Source organism: Polaromonas sp. P1_E12, assembly GCF_056405975.1.
The window spans coordinates 170,668-194,569 of record NZ_JBFUBB010000002.1; the positions used below are offsets into that span (position 1 = coordinate 170,668).

29 protein-coding genes are annotated in these 23,902 nt (G+C 63.3%); 18 read left to right on the plus strand and 11 right to left on the minus strand.

The features are described 5' to 3' along the window. Positions 1-6 precede the first annotated feature (6 nt). From AC1D13_RS06565 to AC1D13_RS06580, 4 genes are all read right to left on the minus strand, one after another. On the minus strand, positions 7-1,200 hold the full coding sequence (locus AC1D13_RS06565; protein WP_457279941.1) for an efflux RND transporter periplasmic adaptor subunit: 1,194 nt from the start codon (positions 1,198-1,200) through the stop codon (positions 7-9). Further along, on the minus strand, positions 1,197-1,898 hold the full coding sequence (locus AC1D13_RS06570; RefSeq protein ID WP_457279942.1) for a TetR/AcrR family transcriptional regulator: 702 nt from the start codon (positions 1,896-1,898) through the stop codon (positions 1,197-1,199). The genes AC1D13_RS06565 and AC1D13_RS06570 overlap by 4 nt, the downstream gene beginning before the upstream one ends. Before the next feature lie 173 nt (positions 1,899-2,071). After that, a complete protein-coding gene (locus AC1D13_RS06575) occupies positions 2,072-2,848 on the minus strand; it encodes a YdcF family protein (protein ID WP_457279943.1) in 777 nt (258 codons plus the stop codon). Positions 2,849-2,922: 74 nt separating this feature from the next. Next, the gene (locus AC1D13_RS06580; RefSeq protein ID WP_457279944.1) at positions 2,923-4,119 is read right to left on the minus strand and encodes an acyl-CoA dehydrogenase; all 1,197 of its coding nucleotides are present in this window, start codon (positions 4,117-4,119) and stop codon (positions 2,923-2,925) included. Positions 4,120-4,268: 149 nt separating this feature from the next. Between AC1D13_RS06580 and AC1D13_RS06585 the strand changes: the two genes are divergently transcribed. The 3 genes from AC1D13_RS06585 to msrA all read left to right on the plus strand — a co-directional run bounded on the left by AC1D13_RS06585 (position 4,269) and on the right by msrA (position 6,235). Further along, positions 4,269-5,162, plus strand: coding sequence for a LysR family transcriptional regulator (locus tag AC1D13_RS06585; RefSeq protein WP_457279945.1), 894 nt, complete (start codon positions 4,269-4,271; stop codon positions 5,160-5,162). A gap of 135 nt (positions 5,163-5,297) precedes the next feature. Next, positions 5,298-5,576, plus strand: coding sequence for a hypothetical protein (locus tag AC1D13_RS06590; RefSeq protein WP_457279946.1), 279 nt, complete (start codon positions 5,298-5,300; stop codon positions 5,574-5,576). Positions 5,577-5,692: 116 nt separating this feature from the next. Then, a complete protein-coding gene (gene msrA, locus AC1D13_RS06595; protein ID WP_457279947.1) occupies positions 5,693-6,235 on the plus strand; it encodes a peptide-methionine (S)-S-oxide reductase MsrA in 543 nt (180 codons plus the stop codon). A 300-nt stretch (positions 6,236-6,535) separates the two neighbouring features. Here the strand turns inward: msrA and AC1D13_RS06600 are convergent, their stop codons facing one another. After that, complete coding sequence (locus tag AC1D13_RS06600; protein ID WP_477665568.1) at positions 6,536-7,519, minus strand: M14 family metallopeptidase; 984 nt, start codon at positions 7,517-7,519, stop codon at positions 6,536-6,538. A gap of 181 nt (positions 7,520-7,700) precedes the next feature. Between AC1D13_RS06600 and AC1D13_RS06605 the strand changes: the two genes are divergently transcribed. Further along, a complete protein-coding gene (locus AC1D13_RS06605) occupies positions 7,701-7,970 on the plus strand; it encodes a hypothetical protein (RefSeq protein ID WP_457279949.1) in 270 nt (89 codons plus the stop codon). Positions 7,971-8,039: 69 nt separating this feature from the next. On the opposite strand, the gene AC1D13_RS06610 is transcribed toward AC1D13_RS06605, so the two are convergent. Genes AC1D13_RS06610 through AC1D13_RS06625 form a run of 4 tightly spaced genes read right to left on the minus strand, consistent with a single transcriptional unit; the run spans position 8,040 to position 10,845 of the window. Then, the gene (locus AC1D13_RS06610; protein WP_477689437.1) at positions 8,040-8,945 is read right to left on the minus strand and encodes a metal ABC transporter substrate-binding protein; all 906 of its coding nucleotides are present in this window, start codon (positions 8,943-8,945) and stop codon (positions 8,040-8,042) included. Positions 8,946-8,996: 51 nt separating this feature from the next. Then, positions 8,997-9,902: a metal ABC transporter permease gene (locus AC1D13_RS06615; protein WP_477689225.1), complete on the minus strand. Its 906-nt coding sequence runs from the start codon at positions 9,900-9,902 to the stop codon at positions 8,997-8,999. Then, positions 9,899-10,693: a metal ABC transporter ATP-binding protein gene (locus AC1D13_RS06620; RefSeq protein WP_477689438.1), complete on the minus strand. Its 795-nt coding sequence runs from the start codon at positions 10,691-10,693 to the stop codon at positions 9,899-9,901. The genes AC1D13_RS06615 and AC1D13_RS06620 overlap by 4 nt, the downstream gene beginning before the upstream one ends. Then, positions 10,690-10,845 (minus strand): hypothetical protein, encoded by a 156-nt coding sequence (locus AC1D13_RS06625; protein ID WP_477665569.1) that lies wholly within the window; start codon positions 10,843-10,845, stop codon positions 10,690-10,692. The genes AC1D13_RS06620 and AC1D13_RS06625 overlap by 4 nt, the downstream gene beginning before the upstream one ends. A gap of 174 nt (positions 10,846-11,019) precedes the next feature. Here AC1D13_RS06625 and AC1D13_RS06630 point away from each other — a divergent pair, with 174 nt between their 5' ends. The 11 genes from AC1D13_RS06630 (at position 11,020) to AC1D13_RS06680 (ending at position 20,590) form a co-directional block, all read left to right on the plus strand. Continuing rightward, the gene (locus AC1D13_RS06630; RefSeq protein ID WP_457279952.1) at positions 11,020-11,580 is read left to right on the plus strand and encodes a Fur family transcriptional regulator; all 561 of its coding nucleotides are present in this window, start codon (positions 11,020-11,022) and stop codon (positions 11,578-11,580) included. Beyond that, the gene (locus AC1D13_RS06635) at positions 11,577-12,233 is read left to right on the plus strand and encodes an ATP-binding cassette domain-containing protein (RefSeq protein ID WP_457279953.1); all 657 of its coding nucleotides are present in this window, start codon (positions 11,577-11,579) and stop codon (positions 12,231-12,233) included. The genes AC1D13_RS06630 and AC1D13_RS06635 overlap by 4 nt, the downstream gene beginning before the upstream one ends. Further along, the gene (locus AC1D13_RS06640; protein WP_477689226.1) at positions 12,230-13,447 is read left to right on the plus strand and encodes an ABC transporter permease; all 1,218 of its coding nucleotides are present in this window, start codon (positions 12,230-12,232) and stop codon (positions 13,445-13,447) included. Before AC1D13_RS06635 ends, AC1D13_RS06640 begins: the two co-directional genes overlap by 4 nt. A gap of 7 nt (positions 13,448-13,454) precedes the next feature. Then, positions 13,455-13,739 (plus strand): hypothetical protein, encoded by a 285-nt coding sequence (locus tag AC1D13_RS06645; RefSeq protein WP_457279955.1) that lies wholly within the window; start codon positions 13,455-13,457, stop codon positions 13,737-13,739. Positions 13,740-13,818: 79 nt separating this feature from the next. Continuing rightward, positions 13,819-14,400 (plus strand): DUF3299 domain-containing protein, encoded by a 582-nt coding sequence (locus tag AC1D13_RS06650; protein ID WP_477689227.1) that lies wholly within the window; start codon positions 13,819-13,821, stop codon positions 14,398-14,400. After that, entirely contained in the window at positions 14,381-14,812 is a 432-nt protein-coding gene (locus tag AC1D13_RS06655) for a hypothetical protein (RefSeq protein WP_457279957.1), read from the plus strand. Before AC1D13_RS06650 ends, AC1D13_RS06655 begins: the two co-directional genes overlap by 20 nt. Positions 14,813-14,891: 79 nt before the next feature. Further along, positions 14,892-16,982, plus strand: coding sequence for a TonB-dependent receptor (locus AC1D13_RS06660; RefSeq protein ID WP_477689228.1), 2,091 nt, complete (start codon positions 14,892-14,894; stop codon positions 16,980-16,982). A gap of 60 nt (positions 16,983-17,042) precedes the next feature. Continuing rightward, positions 17,043-18,005, plus strand: coding sequence for an AEC family transporter (locus AC1D13_RS06665; RefSeq protein ID WP_457279959.1), 963 nt, complete (start codon positions 17,043-17,045; stop codon positions 18,003-18,005). A 21-nt stretch (positions 18,006-18,026) separates the two neighbouring features. After that, the gene (locus AC1D13_RS06670; protein WP_457279960.1) at positions 18,027-18,389 is read left to right on the plus strand and encodes a DMT family protein; all 363 of its coding nucleotides are present in this window, start codon (positions 18,027-18,029) and stop codon (positions 18,387-18,389) included. Between the two features lie 388 nt (positions 18,390-18,777). Continuing rightward, positions 18,778-19,425 (plus strand): DUF47 domain-containing protein, encoded by a 648-nt coding sequence (locus AC1D13_RS06675; RefSeq protein WP_477689229.1) that lies wholly within the window; start codon positions 18,778-18,780, stop codon positions 19,423-19,425. A gap of 127 nt (positions 19,426-19,552) precedes the next feature. Beyond that, a complete protein-coding gene (locus tag AC1D13_RS06680) occupies positions 19,553-20,590 on the plus strand; it encodes an inorganic phosphate transporter (RefSeq protein WP_457279962.1) in 1,038 nt (345 codons plus the stop codon). Positions 20,591-20,731: 141 nt separating this feature from the next. Here the strand turns inward: AC1D13_RS06680 and AC1D13_RS06685 are convergent, their stop codons facing one another. Together AC1D13_RS06685 and AC1D13_RS06690 are read right to left on the minus strand one after the other, a co-directional pair. After that, complete coding sequence (locus AC1D13_RS06685; RefSeq protein ID WP_477689230.1) at positions 20,732-21,208, minus strand: hypothetical protein; 477 nt, start codon at positions 21,206-21,208, stop codon at positions 20,732-20,734. A gap of 7 nt (positions 21,209-21,215) precedes the next feature. Continuing rightward, positions 21,216-21,752, minus strand: a complete 537-nt coding sequence (locus AC1D13_RS06690) for an N-acetyltransferase family protein (RefSeq protein ID WP_477689231.1) — start codon at positions 21,750-21,752, stop codon at positions 21,216-21,218. Between the two features lie 209 nt (positions 21,753-21,961). Here AC1D13_RS06690 and rpsP point away from each other — a divergent pair, with 209 nt between their 5' ends. From rpsP to trmD, 3 genes are all read left to right on the plus strand, one after another. Next, positions 21,962-22,222 (plus strand): 30S ribosomal protein S16, encoded by a 261-nt coding sequence (rpsP, locus tag AC1D13_RS06695; RefSeq protein ID WP_477665573.1) that lies wholly within the window; start codon positions 21,962-21,964, stop codon positions 22,220-22,222. A gap of 81 nt (positions 22,223-22,303) precedes the next feature. Next, complete coding sequence (rimM, locus tag AC1D13_RS06700; RefSeq protein WP_477689232.1) at positions 22,304-22,924, plus strand: ribosome maturation factor RimM; 621 nt, start codon at positions 22,304-22,306, stop codon at positions 22,922-22,924. 58 nt (positions 22,925-22,982) lie between these two features. After that, complete coding sequence (trmD, locus tag AC1D13_RS06705; protein WP_477685112.1) at positions 22,983-23,762, plus strand: tRNA (guanosine(37)-N1)-methyltransferase TrmD; 780 nt, start codon at positions 22,983-22,985, stop codon at positions 23,760-23,762. The last annotated feature ends 140 nt before the right edge of the window (positions 23,763-23,902 follow it).

Sequence of the window (23,902 nt, forward strand, 5' to 3'; positions counted from 1 at the left end):
GAGTCCTCAGGGCGCCGGCTTGGCCGGTGCACTGGCTGCTTGCGCCGCAGCCGGAAGTTGTGTGAAGCGCACCTTGGTGCCCTCGCGCAATGCGCCGATCTCGCCGCGGATCACCACCGCGCCGTCGGCCAGGCCCTTGACAGCGACCACGCTGTCTTTGCCGGCGGTGCCGCGAGCGCCCAGCTCCACGCTCTTGTGCACCACCAGGTCGTTTTCAACCGCTTGCACATAAGGCGTGGGTTTGTCGGTGCGCACGGCGCTGACCGGCACCGACAGCAGCGAAGCACTGGCCGTGCCCAGCGTGCCCTGCGCAAACAGCCCCTGGCGCAAGGGTGGCGCGCCGGCGTCGCCTGCTGCGCCCGGGTTGTCGATGCTGAGGTAAGCCATCACGCTGCGGCTGCCGGCCTGCGCCGTGGGATTGATGCGCACCACTTTGGCCGTGACGGGCTGGCGGCTGCCTTCAATCTGCAGCTGTGCGGTCTGGCCCACACGCACGTCCATGGAGTCGGTGGCGCTCAAGGTGGCTTCCAGCTCGAGCCGGCTCAGGTCCACCACCTCGACGATTTTGGTGTCGATGCCCACGCGCTCACCGGGTTGGGCAAGGCGCTGCGACACCTGGCCGGAGATGGGGGCTTTCAGGATTGTGTCGTCCACCGATTTGGCCGCGACCTCGGTGGCAGCCATCGCCGCCTTGTAGGTGGATTGCGCGGCGTTGAGGTTGGCCAGCGAGGTATCGAGCGCGGTCTTCGAGATGAAACCCTGGTCAACCAGCGCCTTGTTGTTGTCGTACTGGCGCTGCACCACATCCACCTGCGCCTTGGCCGACTCGGCCTGCTCGCGGGCCTGGCGCACGCGTGACTGGTATTCGGTGGCGTCGATGCGCGCAATCACCTGGCCGGCCTTGACCACGTCGCCTTCGCGAACCGTGAGGCCCTGCAGCTCGCCGGCCACGCGTGCCTTGATGACGGCGGAGTTGACGGCCTTAAGCGAGCCCGACACCGGCAGCCCCTGAACCACGTCGCGCGTTTGCGCCTTGACCACATCGGTGGCGGCCAGTTCGACCTGTCCCATGTCCTTGACGGCGGTGCTTGCGGCAAGCGCCTGTTGCTGGGCCTTGCGTGCGGACAATGCACGCAGCACGCCGCCCGCGATGAGCAGCACGATGAGTCCGGCGACCCCCCACTTGACCCATCGCTTCATGCTGCGGCTTTCCTGTTGGACTGTGCGGCGGCGCCGGCCGGTGCGGAGATGCCGTTCAGGATGGTTTCCACCTGGAAGGCGATGTATTTTTGCGGATCCAGGTCTGCGTCGCTGCTGATGCAGATGCCGGCGGTGTGCCTGGACAGGATCAGGAAAATCATCGGAGCGACCACCAGGTAAACCGCATAGTCCAGGTCCATGGGCCGGAACTCGCCGCGGTCCATGCCGCGTTGCAGGATGCTGCGGATCAGCCCGTGGCCCGGCATGATGACTTCTTGCTGGTAGAAGGCCGCGATGTCGGGGAAGTTCTTGGCCTCGCTCATCATCAGCTTGGTCAGGCCCGAGGCGCGCGTCAGGCCCACGCGCTCCCACCAGCTGTTCATGCAGTAAGCCAGCAATTCAGGGGTGGTGCCTTCAAAGGTGTCCAGCTCGGCGCGCCATTCCGTGAAGCGGCCCGAGATGTTTTCGCGCACCACGGCCTTGAACAGTTCTTCCTTGCTCTGGAAGTAAAGGAACAATGTGCCTTTCGATACCCCTGCGCGGGCGGCCACTTCTTCGGCGCGGGTGGCGGCAAAGCCTTTTTCCACGAACAGGTCAAGCGCGGCGTCCAGCAGTTCGCCGGGGCGTGCTTCCTTGCGGCGCTCGCGTTTGGCGGCGACCGCGGAGGTTTTGTCGCAAAATAATTTGGAAAGTGACATAGTTACTGACTGACTGGTTAGTAATATATCTGCTTACTTTCCGACCGTCAACCAAAACCGCCTAGGCTACACCGAGGCGGGGGAGCCGGTAGTGCCCTGAAAGGTAAACCCGCGGTAAAGCAGCTGGGTCTGCCGCGGGCCCAGGCGAAAGGGGCCCGCGAGAGGCCGGCTGTCTAAACAGGCGTGAACCGACCAACCATCAGCGCCAGCCATTCGCGCAGTACCTGCTGCGACACCATAAGGCCCGATGCGGAAGGTACCCATTCCATCAGGTCGTGCTGTGCCGGCTGCACCTGACCCATGGGGGCGGGCGTCACCGTCAGGCCGGCACGCTCAAAAGCCCGGACAGCGCGCGGCATGTGCCAGGCGTCGGTGACCAGCGCGATGCGCTGCACACCGCTTTGCTGCAGCAGCGGCGCCAGCAGGCGGGCATTGCCCCAGGTGTCGCGCGACTGGGCTTCGTTCCAGCGCAGCGTCATGCCGTAGTCCTGCTGCACCATGCGTGCGGCCACCACGGCTTCGGAATCGGTCTGTGCGCTGCTGGCCGCCCAACCCATGCCGCCGGTAAAGGCCAGCGGCAAGCCCGACTGCCGCGCCAGCCACACACCGTAGCGCAACCGCGCCGCTGTGTGCGCGCCTGGCTGGCTGCTGCCGTATTCAGCTGCTTCAGGCAGCACGCCGCCGCCCAGCACCACGATGGCCTGCACCTTGTGGGCCTTGAGGTTGGCCACCGGCATGGCGGCAAACTGCGGCAGCACGGTGCGCGCCAGCCATACGGCCGTGCCGTGGCAGCTGAGCAGCGCCAGCAGCAGCACCGAAAAGGTTGCCAGCGCCAGCCCGGCTTTTTTATTACGCCAGGCCAGCACCAGGCCCAGCAAGGCCAGCAACAGCAGCAAGGCTGGCGGGAGCGCCAGGCTGGTGAGCAAAGGCTTGAGCGCGCCGAATTCCATGCGTTGTATTTATTTGCTATGAAAAATATAGCTGCTTGCGCACGTCCTGATTGGGCTGAAGCCCTGAAAGGTCATCAATAAAAGGCTTGCAGGCCGGTCTGGGCACGGCCCAGGATCAGCGCATGCACGTCGTGCGTGCCTTCGTAGGTGTTCACCGTTTCGAGGTTGATCATGTGGCGGATCACATGGTATTCGTCATGGATGCCGTTGCCGCCGTGCATGTCGCGCGCCAGGCGGGCGATGTCCAGCGCCTTGCCGCAGCTGTTGCGTTTGATCAGCGAAATCATTTCCGGCACGGACTTGTCTTCGTCCATCAGCCGGCCCACGCGCAGGCAGCCCTGCAGGCCCAGCGTGATCTCGGTCTGCATGTCGGCGAGCTTCTTTTGAATCAGCTGGTTCTGCGCCAGCGGACGGCCGAACTGCTGGCGGTCCATGGTGTACTGGCGGGCGCGGAACCAGCAGTCTTCCGCCGCGCCCAGAGCGCCCCAGGCTATGCCATAGCGCGCCTTGTTCAGGCAGCCGAAGGGGCCCTTCAGGCCGCTCACGTTGGGCAGCAGGTTGGCCTCGGGCACAAACACGTCGTCCATCACGATCTCGCCGGTGATCGAGGCGCGCAAGCTCATCTTGCCTTCGATCTTGGGGGCGGAAAGGCCCTTCATGCCCTTCTCAAGCACGAAGCCGCGGATGCTTTCCTGGCCGCCGACCTTGCCGTCGGGGTCTTCCAGCTTGGCCCAGACGATGAACACGTCGGCGATCGGGCTGTTGGTGATCCACATCTTGGCGCCCTTGACGATGAAGCCGCCGTCGACAGGCTTGGCGCGCGTCAGCATGCTGGCGGGGTCGGATCCGTGATTGGGCTCGGTCAGGCCAAAGCAGCCGACCCATTCACCGGTGGCCAGCTTGGGCAGGTATTTTTGTTTTTGCGCTTCGCTGCCATAGGCGTTGATCGGGTGCATGACGAGCGAGCTCTGCACGCTGATGGCGCTGCGGTAGCCGCTGTCGACGCGTTCCACCTCACGCGCGACCAGGCCGTAGCTCACGTAATTGAGGCCGGCGCAGCCATAGCCTTCAATGGTGGAGCCCAGGAAACCCATGGCGCCGGCTTCGTTCATGATTTCGCGGTCGAACTTCTCGTGGCGTGCGGCCATCAGCACGCGGGGCTGCAGTTTTTCCTGGCAGAAAGCGTGGGCGGCGTCGGCAATGGCGCGCTCGTCTTCGCTCAGCTGCTCCATAAAGAAAAACGGGTCTTGCCAGTTGAATTGGGTTTTCATGGGTTGTCTCCGAAAAAGGTGGCTTGGTTTGCAGTGTAGGGCGCGTGGCTGGGATGCCCGCGGGCAGCTCGATTGTTTGACAAGCATGAATAGTTGTCTAATATCAAATATCGATCCAACGATATAAAAAACATATTCATGGATGGCTCATGGAATTTCGTCACCTCCGCTATTTCCTTGTCCTGGCCGAAGAGCTGCATTTCGGCCGGGCGGCCCGGCGCCTGTCGATTTCCCAGCCGCCGCTGTCGCTGAACATCCAGCAGCTTGAAGCCTCGGTCGGCGCCAAGCTGCTCACGCGCAACAGCAAATCGGTGCAACTCACCGCCGCCGGGCAGGCCTTTGTGCCGGCGGCGCGCGCCTTGCTGGATCAGGCCGCGCAGGCGGCTGGCCATGCACGCGACGTGGGGCAGGGCATGGCCGGCAGCCTGGCCATCGGCTTTTCAGGAACCATGTTGTACAGCGGCCTACCCAAGATCCTGGAGCGCTTCCAGGCCGAACACCCGCTGCTGCGCCTCACGCTGAAGGAACTCAACTCCAGCGAGCAGTTGATCGAGCTGGCGCATGACCGGCTGGACCTCGGCTTTGTGCACACCACACGCGTGCCGCCCGAGTTGTCGCAGGTGCTGGTGTCCAGCCAGGCCTTTGTCGGTTGCCTGCCCGCGGGGCACGCGCTGGCGCGAAAGCGTTCGATATCGCTGCAGCAGTTACAGGGCGAACCCTTTGCCGTGGTGTCGCGCACCGTCTCGCCCGACTACCACGAACGCATCCTGGCAATCTGTACTGAAGCCGGTTTTTACCCGGAGATCCGCTACGAACTGCGGCATTGGCTCAGTGTGGTGTCGCTGGTGTCGCAGGGTATGGGCGTGGCGCTGGTGCCGGCTGCGCTCAGGCAGTCGGCCATGGCGGGGGCGGCCTTTGTGCCGCTGGATGCCGCCACCACACCTTATGAAACGCATTGCCTCTGGAAAACCGCACGCGACCACCAGGCGCTGGCCGCGTTTGTGAAGGCGGTGCGCGCAATCGCCCCGGCGGCGAAGGCATGAAGATTCCATCCCGCCCAGGTGCCCTGGCGAATGACCTTGGTAAAAGTATGTCCACCGCTGGGGACGTAAAGCTGTCACCATGGGGCAGTTCATAGTCTTCAGGAGAACGGCATCAACCCGTATATCTGGTGTGCGGTGGGTGCCCTTCTCGGCGGAGCTGCCTGCCTGCTCGCGGGCACCCGCGAAAAAATCCTCATCCTCGAAAGTATCGGCGTCGGCATGTTCGGCGCTTTCATCGGCGGCGACTTCGTGGCTGCCCTGCTCAGCAAGGGCGCCACCAACGACAAGGTCTTCAGCATGGGTTCGCTCGGCCTGGCTGTGGCCGGCGGGCTTGTGGCGCTGGCCCTGCTGCGGCTGATGCGCCGTGCAATCGGCCCCCAGCACGTCACCAAAGGCCCGCGCCGGCGCGACTGAACCGGACGCTTTCCAGTTCGCTTCAGGGGCAATGTGTGGGCCTCTCCGCGGGCCTGCAGGCCGCGGCGTAAGATTGCCGCTCCCCGTACGACCAACGGATTTCAGCGGAGATTTCCATGCCTTCTTCCCCCCAAACCATCACGCTCGGCGGCGGCTGCTTCTGGTGCACCGAGGCGGTGTACGTCAAGGTGCGCGGTGTTACCGACGTGGAGTCGGGCTACAGCAACGGCCAGGCCGCACGGCCCAGCTACGAAGAGGTCTGCACGGGCCGCACCGGCAGCAACGAGGTCGTCAAGCTCACCTACGACCCGGCCGACATCACGCTGCGCGAGATCCTCGAAATTTTCTTCGTCATCCACGACCCGACGAGCCTGAACCGCCAGGGCAACGACGCCGGCACGCAATACCGCAGCGGCATCTATTACTCAACGCCGGAGCAGAAGGCGGAGATCGACGACTTCATCCGTCAGGTCAGCCAGGACAAGACCTTCGGCAAACCCATCGTCACCGAAGTGCTGCCGCTCGAAAACTACTGGCCCGCCGAGTCCTACCACCAGGACTATTTCGAAAACAACCCCAACCAGGGTTACTGCGCGTTTGTGGTCGGCCCCAAAGTCGACAAATTCCGCAAGACCTTTGCGTCACGTGTGAAGGATTGAATGGATGGTTGCGGTCGCTATCAAATAAATAGCTGCTGGCGCAGTTCAGTATTGGGCTGCGGCCACTTTTGATACTGAGAAATCGTGTTTTTGGCGGCTTTGGCCGTCTGAAACCAACCTTTTCGGGTTTTCAAACGGGTTTTAGCCCGTTTTGACGCAAAAAAGCCCTTCGTTTAACCATCAAATTGGCCTGCAAGCCAATAGGGGTAGGCGCTAGCAGCTATTAAATAGATAGCAATGTCGGCACCTTGCGGCAAGCCGTAGCCACCCCGCAACGGCGCTGGCCCGGCCCATCCGCGCTCAAACCCGCCGCTGCGCGAAATAGAACCACTCCTGGCCCACTTCGCCTCGTGGATTCGGAAACACCACAAAGCCGTCCGCCGGTGCGGCAACAGGTGCGCCGCCATTTCGCGTGCCAATCGCCTCGCCGGCTTTCACGGCGTCGAAGCTGCGCCACTCGCGCGTGAAGGTGTCGCCCGCATGCTCGCGGTCCACCACGTCAACGAGCCGCAGGATTTCGCGCGTCATCGGCACCGGCGCGGGTTTCTGCGTAATCAGCCCCAGCAGGCCCAGCGTCTGCTGAATTGCATGCCGCGCCACCTGCACCGCCTGCGGGTCGTCATGCTGGCCGCATTCCAGCGTCACGCCGTAGCCGCCGCGTGAACGCATGTATTCGGTCGTGCCTACGCCGTAGTTCGGGTCGGTCACCAATGTCTGCGCGCGGGCGCCTCCCGCAGCGCCCGCAGCCGTTGCCGCGCGCCGCTGCACGCCCCGGGCGTACGTCTCCAGCCAGCCTTCCACGATCCGGTGCGGCCCGGTGTGCAGCGCCAGCTGCATTTCTTCCGCGGCATGGTCAAAGGGCTCCAGCGCCCCCGTGTTGTTTTGCGGGCCAATCATCACAAACGGCGCGCCGCCCGTGTGAAAAGAGTGCAGGTCCAGCAGCACATCATGCGCATCCAGCAGCGGGCACAGCACGTTCGCGATGCGGTCCTCAAAGTCCTGGGGAATCGCACTCGGCGCCATGTTGCGGTTGAGGTTGCGCTCACCCATGCGCTGCTTGAGCCGGTAGGCCAACGGGTTGGTCACGGGCACAAAAGTCACGGTGCCGCGTTCAATGCCCAACTGGCCGCTGTCGATTTCTTCCAGCAGCTGCGTGATGGCACGCGTGCCGCAGGTCTCATTGCCGTGCACGGCGCCGGTGACCAGAAGGCGCGGACCGGGGGCGAGGCCATGGTAGGTGTGGGCACGCAGGTGGGTGGGGTGTTGGGCAGGAATGGAAGTCATGGGTAATGCACCGCTGCAGGTGTGGCGTTCATGGCTTGGTTATACAGCGGTTTGGAAGGGAAGGTGAAGCATCCGGGGGCGTTGCTATTTGTTGCCAATGGGCATGCCGTGCGGCGAAGCTTCCTGCCTATGATGGCGGCGTTTCCAGACCTTGCTCAACCCATATCGCTACGGAGGCAACATGGACGCCGACCTTGAAGGCTTGTCGCGTGAACAACTCATTGTGGAAGTCAAAAAGCTCCGCCAGGGCATTCGCGAGCACCGCGACAGCACAGGCCATGAGCTGTGCTGGCACCACCCGGCGCTGTGGGCGCTGCTGCCGGAGAAGAGCGACCCGGTGCCCGTTGTACCCGACTGGCCGCAGTTCTTTCGCGGCTGTATCCGTTACCGCCAGTCGTTTGATGAACAGTTGCCGGATGCGCCCCGAAGCAATCAACCCTATCGCGACTGAACGCTTCACAGCTTTGCCCGGAGGCCAGCGCGGCCAACGAGCCGTTCCACGATGCCGGTTCATTCCAACTCAGTTCTGCCTGATCCCCGCCACCAGTTGTGTCACGTTGTGCCGCATCAGCGTGAGGTAGCTGTCAGCTGGGCCACCAGCTTTTGACAGGGCATCGACATACAGCGCGGGGCCGGGTGTCACACCCGCGTCCTTGCTCAGTTGGGCGAGCAGCTTGGGGTTGCTCATGTTTTCAAAAAACACGGCCTTGATTTTTTCGCGCTGGATCTGCCGGATCAGTTGGGCAACTTCCTTTGCGCTGGGTTCGGCTTCGGTGGAGATTCCTTGTGGCGCCAGGAAGCTGACCTGGTAGTGCGCGCCGAAATAACCGAAGGCGTCGTGTGAGGTGATGACCTTGCGTTTGGCAGACGGGACGGCGCTGAGCTGTTCTTTGGCCCAGGCGTCCAGCGCCTGCAACTCCTTCACGTAGGTTTCGCTGTTGTCTTTGTAGGTGGCTGCACCTGCGGGGTCGAGCCGGGCGAGGGCTGCGGCGATGTTGCGCACGTAGATCACGACGTTGGTTGGATCCTGCCAGGCGTGCGGGTCGGTTTCTTTTCCGCCTTTTTCACCGGGCATGGTGCGGGCCTTCACGCCTTGCGAAGCCACCGCCACCGGGCCCTTGTAGCCGGCGGACTTGACGAGTTTTTGCGCCCACGGTTCAAAGCCCAGGCCGTTGCTGACCAGCAGTTTGCTTTGCAACAGGTTTTTGGCGTCAGCGGGTTTGGGTTCGAACACATGCGCGTCTTCATCGGGGCCGACCAGGGTGGTGACAGCCACGCGTTCACCGCCGACCACACGGACGAGGTCGCCGAGGATGCTGAAGCTGGCGACCACAGGGATCTTGTCGGCGGCCATGCCGGCGGTGGCGGCGGACAGCAGCGCGGCCCCGACCAGGGGTGTCAGCAGTTTGCGCGCCAGGTGTTTCATGAAAGTCATGGAAGGGCTCCGGGTTGGTAAAGAAAGGAAAGATGCGCAGCTTCAGGCGGTGCGGTGCGCGCGCGCGAACGTGCGCGGCAGCCAGCCGCCGGGCGCCAGCAGCAGCGAGGCAAAGTACAGCGCGCCGGCGCAGCCGATGATGGTCGGGCCCGAAGGTGTATCGAAGTGGTAAGACAGCAGCAGCCCGGCATAACCTGCCGCCATGGCCTGTGCGCCGGCATTGGCGAGCTGCGCGGGCAGGGTGTCATGCCAGAGGCGCGCCGACACCGCGGGCAGCATCATCAGGCCGACAGCCATCAGCGTGCCCAGTGTCTGGAAGCCGGCCACGAGGTTGATGACGACCAGCATCAAAAAGCCCTGCTGCCACGCCCATTTGAAGGAGGCGCTACGGCCCGTTGCAGCCAGGAACACCGGGTCAAAACTTTCGAGCACCAGGCCGCGGTAGGCTGCCGCCAGCGCGACCAGGCTGATGCTGGCCACGCCGGCCACCAGCAGCAGGCCCGGCGTGTCGACGCCCAGCGCGCTGCCGAACAGAATGTGCAGCAGGTCAAGCTGCGTGCCGTGGCCGGAAATGAGCGTCACGCCCAGCGCCAGCGCCACCAGGTAAACGGCAGCCAGGCTGGCGTCTTCTTTCAGCGTGGTGGCGCGGCTGATGAAGCCGGCCAGCGCGGCCACCAGCATGCCGGCCAGTACGCCGCCTGCTGCCATGGCCGTGAGCGACAGGCCGCACAGCATGAAACCGATGGCGACACCGGGCAATATAGCGTGGCTGAGCGCGTCACCCAGCAGGCTCATGCGCCGCAAGGTCAGGAAAACGCCCAGCGGTGCGGCGCTGAGCGACAACGCCATCGTGGCCACCAGCGCGCGGCGCATAAAGGCGTATTCGGCGAACGGCGCAAACAGAACGGCCCAGGCACCGTGAAAAGCATGTTGCGCGGCTTCCATCATGCCGCAGCCTTGTGCCGCAGGGGCTCGTGCAATGCCACTGGTGTGGCTACTGCCTTGTCGTCGATGCGGCAGGCTTCGGCGCTTTCGTCCCATGCTTCTGCCATCGCGCGGGCGCGCGCCAGGTTGCCTTCGGTCATGACCTGTGCGGTGGGCCCCCAGGCGACGGCTTTGCGCGCCAGCAGGAGTGTTTGCGGAAAATGCGCCCGCACCTGGGCATCGTCGTGCAGCACGGCAATCACGGTGCGCCCCTGGGCATGCCACTGACGAATCAACGCCAGCAAGGCGGCGGTGGTCTTGCTGTCTATTGCGTTAAAGGGCTCGTCCAGCAGGATCAGGCGGGCGTCCTGCACCAGCAGGCGGGCAAACAGCACGCGCTGGAACTGCCCGCTGGAAAGCGTGCCAATGGGCCGCGCTTCAAAACCTTCCAGGCCAACGGTGCGCAAGGCCGTGCCGACGGCGGCCCACTGCGCCTCACTGACACATCCCCATGCGCCCTGTGAAGGCCAGCAGCCGAGCAGCACGGCGTCGCACACGTCCATCGGAAAGCTCCGGTCCAGCTCAGCCTGTTGCGGCAGATAGGCGATGCGCGCGCGCGGCGTTGCCGTGGTGACCTGTCCGCCCGAACGGGGCAGCAAACCCATGATGCTTTTGCACAGCGTGCTTTTGCCGGCGCCGTTGGGGCCAACAACCGCAGTCAGCGAACCCGCCGCGAAGTGACCGCTGACGTGGTGCAGCGCCGGATGCTGCCGGTAGCTGACGGTGAGGTTGTCCAGCGCGACGATGGCGCTCACCATGGCGCTATTTCCGCCGAAGCCCAGGCGACCGCCATCCAGAGCAGCGCCACGGCCGGCAATACCGCGAGCACCCGGCGCCAGGCCGGCCAGGCGAGGATGCTGCGGCGGCGCAGAGGTGGTGGAGGGAAGGGAGGAGGTGAAGCTGGCAAGGGAGTCGTCTTTACAAACAAGCGGGCCGGGAAGTCATCAAAAGCCACTCGGTTGCGGTAATAATGCAACTGAATTGCTGTATAGTCTAATGCAACATTGTTGCGTTATGTGCGCGCATTGCGAAAATACACCGCGCGCTCTTTTGCCAAACTCTTTCCGAACGGCTTCATCCCATGGCATCCGTCCACCCTGTCAGGCGTTCCAAAACCGAGCCCGGTATCACCGCCGACGCGGACCCGATTGATGTGCTGTTGTCAGCCCACGGCCTGCGCCGCACCAGCGCTGCGCGTCTGGTGCTGGGCTGGCTGCTGGCCCACCCGGACACCAGCTACACGCACGCGCAACTACAGGCCGCGTTGGGCGGCGACGATGATGCCGGCGAAGGCGTGACACTGGATCGCGTCACGCTGTACCGGCTGATCGACCGGCTCACGCAGGTGGGTTTGCTGCTGTGCCGCGTGGACGCCAACCGCGTGCGGCGCTACCAGGCCATGCCGAGCAGCGTGCACGCCATTCCCCACTTTGAATGCCAGAGCTGCCACCGCGACAGCCCCTTGTCGGGCGCGTTGTCGGGCAAGCGTTCGGGTGCGCTCAAGGCCAGCACCAAAGACCTGGAACGCGCCGCGCAAACCGCGCTGGAAGCATTGAAGGCGCTGGGTTACCAGGGCATGAGCATGGACTTTGCCGTGCGGGGCGTGTGCGCCGACTGCGCCAACGGCACGGCTTCTTCATGATCAGCACCCGCCAGCTGGCTTACCGCTACACCAATGGTCCCGAGCTGCGCTTTGCGGACTTGGACGTCGCGCAGGGCGGCACCTTGCTGCTGCGCGGTGCGTCGGGCTCGGGCAAATCAACCTGGCTGGCGCTGGCGGCAGGTTTGCTGGCGCCCAGTGAGGGCGACATCACAGTGGCCGGCCAGTCCATCAAGGCATTGGGCGGACGTGCCGGCGACGCGTGGCGGGCAAAAACCATTGGCTTTTTGCCGCAGAAGCTTCACCTGAGCGCAGCGCTGACGGTGCAGGGCAACCTGGCCATGGCGCAGTGGGCCGCCGGCCAGCCGGATGACGAAGGCCGCATTGCCGAGGCGTTGGCCGCGCTGGATGTGCAGGCGCTGGCGCAGCGCAAGCCGGCGCAGCTTTCGGGCGGGCAGGCGCAGCGTGTGGCACTGGCACGTGCGGTGCTGCTGAAGCCGCGCGTGATCCTGGCCGATGAACCCACGGCCAGCCTGGACGACGACGCGGCCGCTGCGTCGCTGGCCTTGCTGCAAAGCGCGGCGCAGCAGCAGGGCGCCACGCTGGTGATTGCCACGCACGATGCGCGTGTCCAGGCCTTTTTTAAAGACGAAAAAGGCCTGCAGTCCTTATTGGTCGAGCGCAAGCAGCTATGAAAACGATAGCATTCAAAACCGTTGTGTTTTCATGGCGCTACCTGTGGTCGCGGCCGCTGGCGGCAGCGCTCAACCTGCTGCTGCTCACCCTGGGGCTGGCTTCCATCACTTTTCTGCTGCTGGTCAGCCACCAGATCAGCCAGGCGTTTGACCGTGACGTGGCCGGCATTGATGTGGTGGTGGGCGCCAAGGGCAGCCCGATGCAGCTGATTTTGTCGGGCGTGTTTCACCTCGACGTGCCGACGGGCAATGTGCCGCTGGCGGCGGTGAAGGAGCTGGAAAAGCATCCGCAGGTCGCCAAGGTCATCCCCATCAGCCTGGGCGACAGTTTTCGCGGCTTTCGCATCGTGGGCACCACGCCCGACTACATCCACCATTACGACGCGCAGCTGGCGCAGGGTGTGCTGTGGTCCAAGCCGATGCAGGCCGTCATTGGTGCGCAGGTGGCGCAGCAAACCGGCCTGAAAGTGGGCGACAGCTTTACCGGCACGCACGGCCTGGGCGGCGGCGGTGAAGAACACAAGCTGAGCCCCTACGTGGTGTCGGGCATCCTGGCCAGCAGCCGCACGGTGCTGGACCGCCTGGTGCTGACGGCTACCGAGTCTGTCTGGCAGGTGCATGAAACCGACACGGCACTGGACGACGACGACCGCAAGGTGCTGGAAGAAGAGCGCGAAATCACGCTGGCGCTGATCCAGTACAAGACGCCGCTGGCGGCCGTGACTTTTCCGCGCTACATCAATAGCAGCACCGAGATGCAGGCTGCCGCGCCGGCGCTGGAAATCACGCGCCTGCTGAGCATGGTGGGTGTGGGCACCGACGTGCTGCGGGCGCTGGCCGGCGTGCTGCTGCTGACGGCGGGCCTGAGCGTCTTCATTGCGCTGTGGGGTGCCGTGCGTGAGCGCCGGGCCGACCTGGCGCTGCTGCGCATGCTGGGCGCGCCGCCGGCCCGCGTGGCCGGCCTGCTGCTGTGCGAAGCGCTGTGGCTGGCGTTGCTGGCAACCATGCTGGGGGTGCTTGCGGGGCAGGGGCTGACGGCACTGCTGGCCTGGGCGTTGCAACTTGAAAAATCTGTCCTGATCGGTGCGCTGTCATGGCCGGTCGAGCTGGTCAGTGTGCCGGTACTGGCTTTGGGGGTGGCGCTGGCGTCTGCGTTGCTGCCCGCCTGGGAAGCCTACCGGGTCAGTGTGTTTGAACTTCTCCAATCAAGGTAACCTTCTTATGACAAACCTCTCTTCCATCAAAAAATTCCTCACCCTGTCTCCTGTTGCGGCCACGTTTGCGGCGGTGGCCCTGAGCGCCACGTTTTCGCTGGCCCATGCGCAGCACAACGACAAGGAAACCAAGGAAGACATCCAGCGCCACCGCGCCATGGCCGCCGCCCACGAAAACGCCGCCAAATGCCTGGAATCGGGCAAGAAAGACGAAGTTTGTGAAAAAGAGCTGCAGGCCGCTTGCAAAGGCCTGGCTGTCGGCAAATACTGCGGGATGAAACACGTTCATTGACGTTCATTGACGTCCACTGACGTCACCGCGACGCCCCTGAAGTGGCCTCACCTTTTTTCTGGATTTTCTGGAGTACTGCATGACAGCCTCTTTTCGCCCTCGCACTCCAAGCCTTTACGGACTGAGGTGGGCATTGGCCTGCAGCACGCTGCTGGCCGCGGCGGGCCTTTCGGCGCAAACGCTGTCTTCACCGCTGGCGAATGGCGGCAAGCCTGCCGCGGCAGGGCCGGCGTTTGACATACCGGTCGGACAGGGCGCGGGCGTGCATGGCGCCAACAGTCCGTTTCCGCCGCTGGCAGCCCGTACGGATGTGGTGCCCTGGTCGGTGCTGACGGCGGTGAAAACCAAAAACGAGAAAAACCGCATCCTTCCGGTCTTCACCCTCGACCAGATGGCGCTGAACCAGAAAACCCAGCGCATCCAGGGTTTCATGATGCCGCTGGACCCGGGCGAAAAGCAAAAGCATTTTTTGCTGTCGTCAGTGCCGCTGACCTGCGCCTTCTGCCTGCCCGGCGGGCCCGAGAGCATGGTCGAAGTCAAAACCAAAACGCCGGTGAAATACAGCATGGAGCCGGTGGTGGTGGAGGGGCGCTTCCTCGTCCTCAATGACGACTCTTACGGCCTTTACTACCGCATCACGGATGCCACCAGCGTCAAGTGAGCGTCGGGGTCTGAGTCGCGCCCGGGCCCTGGCCTGGCTGCTGGCCGCCACGCTATTGCTTGCGCAACTGCTGGGGCTGATGCACGGCGTGGTGCACAGCCCGCAGGCGCACATCCATTCACATTCGAATATGCATCATGACGGCCACCATCAGGGACACGCCGCTCTTGCGCATGTGGAAGAAGAGGGAGAGAGTGAAGGCGGCTGGCTGGCTTCTCTGTTTTCCTCGCATGACGGCGATCCGGACTGCCGCCTGTTTGACCAGGCCAGCCACGGCCAGGCGGCGCCCACGCTTCCCCTGCTGAGTTTGCCGCTGGTGCTCTCCAGCGTGGCATTTGACATCTCCCGCGGCGAAGCACTCGCCCGCTGGGCGGCGCTGTTCGACGCGCGCGGCCCGCCTTCCACTCGCTGAATCTCCCCGTTTTTCTGTGCGCCGGCCACCTGGCCAGGGCGCAGCTTTGCCCTCTTGTTTTTCGATTCAGCGAGTCATCATGAACCCACCTTTTATCAGCCGCGCGCTCTGCGTCGCGGCGACGCTCTCCTGCGGCCTGGCGACTGCCCAGACCGCCTCGCCAGCATCTGCCCCCAGCCTGAAAGAAGTCACCGTCACCGGTAACCCGCTGGGCGCTACTGATTTGATAGCGCCTGCCGCACAGTACTCGGGCGCCGGACTGCTATTGCGATCCAAAACCACACTCGGCGAAACGCTGGACGGCGTGCCCGGTGTGAGCAGCACCTACTTCGGCCCGAACGCCAGCCGCCCCATCATCCGCGGCCTGGACGGCGACCGCATCCGCATCCTGGGCAACGGCGGCGCGACGCTGGACGCCTCCAGCCTGAGCTATGACCACGCGGTGACGTCCGACCCGATCAGCATCGAACGCGTGGAGGTGCTGCGCGGCCCCGGCGCATTGCTGTATGGCGGCAGTGCGGTGGGCGGCGTGGTCAACGTGATCGACAACCGCATTCCGCGCGAGCCGCTGTTTGATGAGAAAGGCGGTGTCGGCGGCAAGGTCGACCTGGGCCTGGCCACCGGCAACCGCGAGAAAAGCAGCGGCGTGTTGCTCGAAGGCGGCAACAATCGCTACGCCCTGCATGTTGACGTGTTCAGCCGCGAAACCGGCGACGTGAAGGTGCCCACCGACCTGGCTTGCAGCAAGGGCGGCGTGAACACCATCACCCACCGCATCTGCAATTCGGACAGCAAAGTGCGCGGTGGTGCGGCGGGCGGCTCGGTGTTTTTTGACCACGGCTACCTGGGCGCGTCCGTCAGCACCTACCGCAGCAACTACGGCACGGTGGCCGAGGACGACGTGACGATCGACATGAAGTCCAACCGTGCGGCGCTGGAAGGCGAGGTGCGTAACCTGGGCGGTTTCATCCAGAGCGTAAAGGGCCAGCTGAGCCACACCGACTACGAACACACCGAATTTGAAGGGCCCAACCCCGGCACGGTGTTCAAGAACAAGGGCAGTGATTTCCGGCTGGAGGCCCGCCATGCGCGCATCGGCAACCTGGACGGCGTGATCGGCTTTCAGGCCGAGAACAACAAGTTTTCGGCCGACGGCGCCGAGGCCTTTGCGCCTTACAGCAAGACCTCGCAGAACGCCTTGTTTGCGTATGAGGAATACACCACCGGATGGGGCAAGCTCAGCTTTGGCGGGCGCCTGGAGTCGGTCAAGGTGGAGTCGCTGGGCAACCCGCTGGTGGCGCGCTTCGCACCATTGACGCGCGACTTTACGCCGCACAGCTATGCGCTGGGCGCCTTGTGGAACGCGGCGCCGGGCTGGCAGCTCACCAGCAACCTGGCCTATACCGAACGCGCACCCAAGGACTACGAACTCTTCGCCCAGGGCCCGCACGTAGCGACCAAAGCCTGGGAAACCGGCGACGCCACATTGGGCAAGGAGAAGTCGACCAGCCTGGATGTTGGCGCGGCCTGGAAGTCCGGCGCCAACAGCTTTGCGGCCAATGCCTATGTGCACCGTTTCAAAAGCTACATCGGGTTGCTGGCCACGGGCAACAACTATGGGCAGGAAGACGGCGCGCTGAACCCGGCCGACCTGGACGGTGACGGCGTGGACGACAACGACCCGGACAACAAGCTGCTGCCGGAGTTTGCTTACACCGGCGTGCGCGCCCGCTTTGTGGGCCTGGAGGCCAGCGGCAACATCCGCCTGATCGAAGGAGCCTCCAGTCTGGACCTGGCCTTGCGCGGCGATGTGGTGCGTGCCACCAACCTCAGCAACGGCCTGCCGTTGCCGCGCATTGCGCCGGCACGCATGGGGGCAAGCCTGGTGTGGGCCCACGGGCCGTGGGGCAGCAGCATCGGCTTTGACCATTCGATGGCGCAAAACCGTGTGGCCGCCGGCCAGCGTGCCACGTCGGCCTACACGCTGTGGAACCTGGCGGCCACCTATCGCATGAAGGCAGGCGTGAGCAACATCCTCTGGTATGCGAAGGTGGACAACCTGACCAACCAGCTGGCCTACAGCGCGGCCTCGGTACTGACGACCACGGCGTTTCCCAAGGCGCCGCTGCCGGGGCGCAGCCTGAAGGTGGGCATGCAGCTCGCTTTTTAAGCGGGGCCACTACGTAAAACACGCAGACTCGCTGACCGCCCGCGCGCTAAGATTGTGCGGATGAACCAGCTTGTCTTCGTGTCCCTGCTTCCCGTCGTGTTGTTGATTGCTACAGGTTTCATAGCTGGTCGCGCACAGTGGATAAGGCCCGAAGCGATAAAAGACCTTTCAAACCTGATCTTCCTGCTGCTTACGCCGGCTTTGTTGTTTCGCACCATGAGCCGGGTGCATGTGGAGGAACTGGACTTCAAGCCGGTGCTGGCTTACTTTCTGGCGGTCGTGGTGCTATTTGGCGGCACCTTGCTGCTGCAGGGCTTTAACCGCCGCGCAGCGGTGCTGGCGCTGGCCAATACTTTTTCGAACACCGTGATGATCGGCATTGCGCTGATCGGGCTGATGTATGGACCGCAAGGTCTGATTACGCTGTTCACGTTGGTCTCGGTGCATTCGCTGGTGCTGCTGACCAGCGCCACGGTGGTGCTGGAGCTGGCGGTGGCGCATGAACAGAAGCTGGGCACGTCTGATGAAGTCACCACTGCGCCGCGCCACCCGGTGGCCACGGTGTTGATGGCCGTGAAAAACGCGTTGCTGCACCCGGTGCCGTTGCCCATCATTGCCGGCCTGCTGTTTGCGCAAACCGGCCTTGCGATTCCCGTGGTGATCGACAAGCCGCTGGAACTGCTGGCCAATGCCTTCGGTCCGCTGGCGCTGGTGCTGGTGGGCGTGACACTGGCCAATACGCGTGTGGGTGAGCACTGGCGGCCGGCGCTGGCACTGGCCGGCGTGAAAAACCTGCTGCACCCCTTGCTGGTGTTCGGCCTGTGCCGCCTGCTGGGTGTGGGCGGCGTGCCGATGGCCGTCATGGTGGTGGCTTCGGCCCTCCCCATTGGCGCCAATGTGTTTTTGTTTTCCCAGCGCTACAAGGTGGCGGAAGACCTGATTACTGCCAGTGTCGTGGTGTCTACCGCGCTGGCCCTGGTGACGCTGACCATTGTGCTGCTGCTGGTCGGGCGGTTTGTCTAAATCTCATTCACGGAGCCATTGATGCAGTTCCTCCAGTCCCTGCCGGTATCGGCGCAAACCATCGGCCTGCTCCTGCTTTCCAACGTGTTCATGACCTTTGCCTGGTACGGACACCTGAAAAACCTGGCCACCTCGCCCTGGTATATCGCAGCGCTGATCAGCTGGGGCATCGCACTGTTTGAATACCTGCTCCAGGTGCCTGGCAACCGCATCGGCTTTACCCAGTTCAGCGTGGGCCAGCTCAAGATCATGCAGGAGGTCATCACGCTGAGCGTGTTCGTGCCTTTTGCAGTGTTCTATTTGAACGAGCCGTTGAAGCTTGACTACCTGTGGGCGGCGCTGTGCATGGTAGGCGCCGTCTACTTCATCTTCCGCAGCGCTTGAATCTTCGGTATTGGTATTCGGCTGTTTGGTATTCCTGTCCCACCCCTTCTGGATGCGCCGAGGAGCGCAGGGCCAGACGGATCAGGGATCGCGATTGTCTGAGCGAAGTGCAACGTAGCGAGTTCGAGCGAGACCCCGTCTGGACCGAGCACCGCAGGTTGCCCGTAGCGAAGCGAAGGGACGCAGACAGCAGGGTCGCCTTTTCTTTTGCTTACTTTGCTTTTGGCGAAGCAAAAGAAAAGTGAGTTGCCGCCGGGCAACCCCCGGCCAGCGGCCTAAGCAGAAAATCCAGTGCCCAAACACCCAAATCGCTCCGAAATCCGAGGCGGTTAAACTTCCGGCAGTCACAAAAACGTCATACTTTTGACATATTTCCTGAGGAACTGACATGCTGTTTGGCAAATTGCTGCCGCGCGAAGGCAATTTTTTCGAGATGTTCAACCAGCATGCCGAACGCATCGTCGAGGCCGCCCACGCGTTTTCGAACCTGGTTGCGAACTACGCGGACGTGCAAAAGCGCGAAGCTTTCAACCGCGAAGTCGACCACGCCGAGCGTGCCGCCGACCGCATCACGCATGAAGTCAACCGGGCGCTGCACAAGACTTTCATCACGCCCATCGACCGCGAGCAGATCCACAAGCTGATCAACACCATGGACGACGTGGCCGACCTGATCCAGGATTCGGCCGAAACCATGGCGCTGTACGACGTGCGCCACATGACGGAAGACATCGTGCGGCTGACCGACCTGAGCGTCAAATGCTGCGAACGCCTGCAAGACGCCGTGGCGATGATAGAAAAAGTCAGCGATGCCGCGACGGCTGAAGCGGCACTCAAGACCTGCGAGGAAATCGACAAGCTCGAGTCCGACGCCGACCGCGTCATGCGCTCGGCCATGAGCCGGCTGTTCCGCGAAGAGCCCGATGTACGGGAAGTGATCAAGCTCAAGGCGGTGTACGAACTACTGGAAACCATCACCGACAAGTGTGAGGATGTGGCCAACCTGATCGAGGGCATCGTCCTCGAGAACTCCTGAAGATGGCAGCCCCCACGCTCCTCGCTTCGCGTAGTTCGCTGCCCCCCGAGGGGGCTGGCCTTGCTTGGGGCGGCCCTGCGCTGCGTCCCGGCGCGTTCGTTTCCCTAGCTACCTCATTGGGATAAATATGCAAACCGTACAGGCCGCCCTGTGGGTGGTGTTCCTGCTGGTCTTCCTGGCCATTGCGTTCGACTTCATGAACGGCTTTCATGACGCGGCCAACTCGATCGCCACGGTGGTGTCGACGGGCGTGCTCAAGCCGGGGCAGGCGGTGCTGTTCGCCGCTTTCTTCAACTTCCTGGCGTATTTCATCTTCCACCTGAGCGTGGCGGCGACCATCGGCAAGGGCATCGTGATGCCGGGCGTGGTGGACACGCATGTGGTGTTTGGCGCGCTGATGGGCGCCATCACCTGGAACATCCTCACCTGGTTCTACGGCATTCCCAGCAGTTCTTCGCATGCGCTGATAGGCGGCATCGTGGGGGCCGTCATCGCCAAGGCCGGCGCCAGCGCGCTGATCGCCTCGGGCGTGTTCAAGGTGGTGGCCTTCATTTTCGTGTCGCCGTTGCTCGGCTTTTTGCTGGGCTCGCTGATGATGGTGGCGGTGGCCTGGGTGTGTCGCAGGACGACCCCGTCGAAGGCCGACCGATGGTTTCGCCGGCTTCAGCTGGTCTCCGCCGGCGCTTACAGCCTGGGGCACGGCGGCAACGACGCGCAAAAGACCGCCGGCATCATCTGGCTGCTGTTGATCGCCGCGACGACCAGCAACGTGCAGGGTTTGCCGGTCTGGATGATGGCGACCACGGAACACCTGCCGATCTGGGTGGTCATCGTCTGCTACATCGCCATCGGCTTTGGCACCATGTTCGGCGGCTGGCGTATCGTGAAAACCATGGGCCAGAAGATCACCAAGCTCAAGCCCGTGGGCGGCTTCTGCGCCGAGACTGGCGGCGCGCTGACGCTGTTCCTGGCGACCGGGCTGGGGATTCCCGTTTCCACCACGCACACCATCACCGGCGCCATCGTGGGCGTAGGCTCCACGCAGCGCGCTTCAGCCGTGCGCTGGGGCGTGGCCGGCAATATCGTCTGGGCCTGGATTTTCACCATTCCTGCCTCGGCCTTCGTGGCCGCGATAGCCTACTGGGTCAGCCTTCAGGTTTTCTGATCGCGCCGCGCACTGAGCATGCGTCGTGGCCTCTCTTTAATCAAGCCGGGGCCGCGGAACTGGCTTTGCCAGGCCGCAGGCGCAGCGGCCCCCTCGGGGGGGCAGAGAGCTACACGAAGTGAGCGACCGTGGGGGCCATATTCACTGCGATATCTTTTTGGCCTCTTCGACCTGGTACTCGAAGTAGCGCTGGAAGCTGAAGACGATGCTGGACATCAGTGAGATGGTGCCGAACAACAGGGCAAACACCACCGCGCCTATGGTCAGCCAGTTGGTGTTGCCCGCCTGGGTATCGGGCGTAGCCGTGTTGTGCAGCGCGTTCCATTTGTCGGTCGACATCAGGCCGTAGTAAATCGCGGTGAGCGCCGTACCGGCCAGCGTAAAGCCCAGCAGCGGAATCAGCACCCAGGCGAGGTGATCGTCCTGCCCATAAAGCCGCACACGTTCCACGCCCCACCAGCCCAGCGCGGCGGCGATGGGGTGCAGCCAGGCCCAGATGTCGCCCAGGCCAAACAGGTAGAGGCGGTGCACGCCGAGCTGGCCGGCTACGAAGGCGAGCCAGGCGGCGAGGGTTTTGTTTTTGGGCGCTTTAGGGGCTGTGGAGGCGGTTGCTTGCATGCGGCGATTATGCGGCGGGTGCATCCACCGGCGGCTGCGTGTCACCTGCGCCCAGGGTCTTTTCCATGATCACGATGTCGCGCCAGGCGCCGAACTTCCAGCCGCAGGAGGCAATGGTGCCGACCTCTTTGAAGCCAAGCGAGCGGTGTACGCCCACCGAGCCGGCGTTGGCCGAATCACCGATCACGGCCATGGCCTTGCGTACGCCCACCGCTTCAAGCCGTGCCAGCAACTCGGCCAGCAACGCACGGCCCAGGCCCTTGCGGTGCAGGTCAGGCGCGAGGTAGATCGAGTCTTCCACTGAAAATCGGTAGGCCGGGCGGGGCTTGAACCAGTTGCCGTAGGCAAAGCCGGCGATTTTTCCATCCTCTTCGGCGACCAGGTAAGGCAGGCCCTTGGACAGCACGTCGGCCCGGCGGGCGGTCAGGTCGGCCACGCTGGGAGGCTCGGTTTCGAAGGTGCCTGTGCTGTGCAATACGTGGTGGCTGTATATGGCCGTGATGGCGGAAATGTCTTCTTCGCGGCTGGGGCGGATGAGGGGCATGTCGGTGGTGGTTTCGGAGACAGGAGAATGGGTGTGCGGGGGCTTCAGGAGCGGGGTAGGGGTGAATTTGGGCCAAAACCGTTCCGCAGGCTATAATCTCAGGCTTTGCAGCAATTCGCTGGCCGGGTGGCCATGTCGTGTGTCTCAAGCGCTGCAGAACATTGGGGTATCTACCTTACCGGTAAGCCCCACCACCCGAAGGATAAATCATGGTCGTCATTCGACTTGCACGCGGCGGTTCCAAGCACCGTCCTTTTTTCAATATTGTTGTGGCTGACAAACGCGTTCGCCGCGACGGCCGTTTCATCGAGCGCATCGGGTTTTACAACCCGATTGCCAAAGGTGGCGAAGAAGGCCTGCGCATTGCGCAAGACCGCCTGACCCACTGGATCGGTGTGGGCGCCCAGCCGTCTCCTACCGTTCTGCGCCTGGTCAAGCAAGGTGCTACGGCTGCTCCAGCCACCGCCTGATTGGAGTGAAAATTTTCCGCCGGGCCGCCCCAAGGAAAATTAGCCCCCGCGGGGGGCAGCGTATTACACGGAGTGAAGAGCGTGGGGGCTAACGCTCTTCCCGGCCTTCAATCGTCGGCAGGCTTGACACCCTCAAGCCTTCCGCACGACGCCATCGAAGTCGGGCGCATCCTGGATGCCTGGGGCGTCAAGGGCTGGGTGAAAATCCTGCCGCACAGCACCGATCCAGAAGCGCTTTTTGCGGCCAAATCCTGGTTTTTGCAGGCGCCTGACGCCAAATTCCGCCCGGGGTTTACCGTGTTCTCCGGCACAGTCACGCTCAGCGTCGACGAAGCCAAAGTCCATTCCGATACCGTTGTCGCCAAATTCATGGGCCTTGATGACCGCAATGCGGCCGAGGCCTTGCGTGGCGCGCGTATCTTCCTGCCACGCAGCAGCTTTCCCGCCGCCTCCAAGGATGAGTACTACTGGGTCGACCTGATCGGCCTGAACGTGGTCAACCGCGAAGGCGTGCCATTGGGCCTGGTGCGTGACCTGATGGCCACCGGCCCGCACTCTGTCCTGTGCGTGGAGTACACCGTCCAGCAGGAAGACGGCACGAGCGTGACCGCCGAACGCATGATTCCGTTTGTTTCCGTGTATGTCGACGCGGTGGATATCGCCGGCAAATGCATCACGGTTGACTGGCAGCCGGACTACTGATTTTTGTAGCCCAAAGGGGCTGTTGCCCCGAAGCGCCGGGCTCGCACACAATAGCCCCATGCGCTTCGACATCATCACACTTTTTCCCGAGCTTTTTGCGCCCTTCCTGGTCAGCGGCGTGACCCGCCGCGCCTACGAATCTGGCCTCGTCGAGGTCAAGCTCTGGAACCTGCGGGACTTTGCCGACGGCAACTACCGCCGCGTGGACGACCGCCCTTTCGGCGGCGGCCCCGGCATGGTGATGATGGCTGAGCCGCTGGCACTGTGCCTTGAAAAAATACAGGCTGATCGTGCTGCGAGCGGTGCGCCCAAGGTTCCCACAGTGCTTTTTTCTCCCGTGGGCAAGGCTTTGGACCATGCCGGCGTTGAAGGCTGGTCGGCCGGCGCCGGTGCGGTATTGATCTGCGGCCGCTACGAAGGGCTGGACCAGCGCTTCATCCAGGCGCATGTTGACTTGCAGGTCAGCCTGGGCGATTTTGTGCTGTCGGGCGGGGAAATTGCCGCCATGGCCTTGCTCGATGCGGTGGCCCGGCTCCAGCCCGGCGTGCTCAATGACGAGGGCAGCCACCAGCTGGACAGCTTTAATCCTGCACTCGACGGCTTGCTGGATTGCCCCCATTACACGCGGCCCGAAAGCTGGCGCGGCCAGCCTGTTCCGACCACCCTGATGTCTGGAAACCACGCCCACATTGAGCGGTGGCGGCGCGAACAGCGCCTGGCGCTGACGCAGCGCCAACGCCCAGAATTGGTGCAAATGGCACGGCAGAGTGGGAATTTGAGCGAAAGTGACGAGGCTTTTTTGGCCGATTTGGTCGAAAACCCGGACAAAGACGCTTGAAAAAGCAGTGACTTGCTATAATCAAAGGCTTTTCGATCCTCTGGCGGCCACTGCAACCATCTGAATCATCTTCGGGTGAATCCATGGATTTGCGGTCTTTAGCGTAGCGCGTGTATGAGCGAAGAAGTTAGATGGAAAAA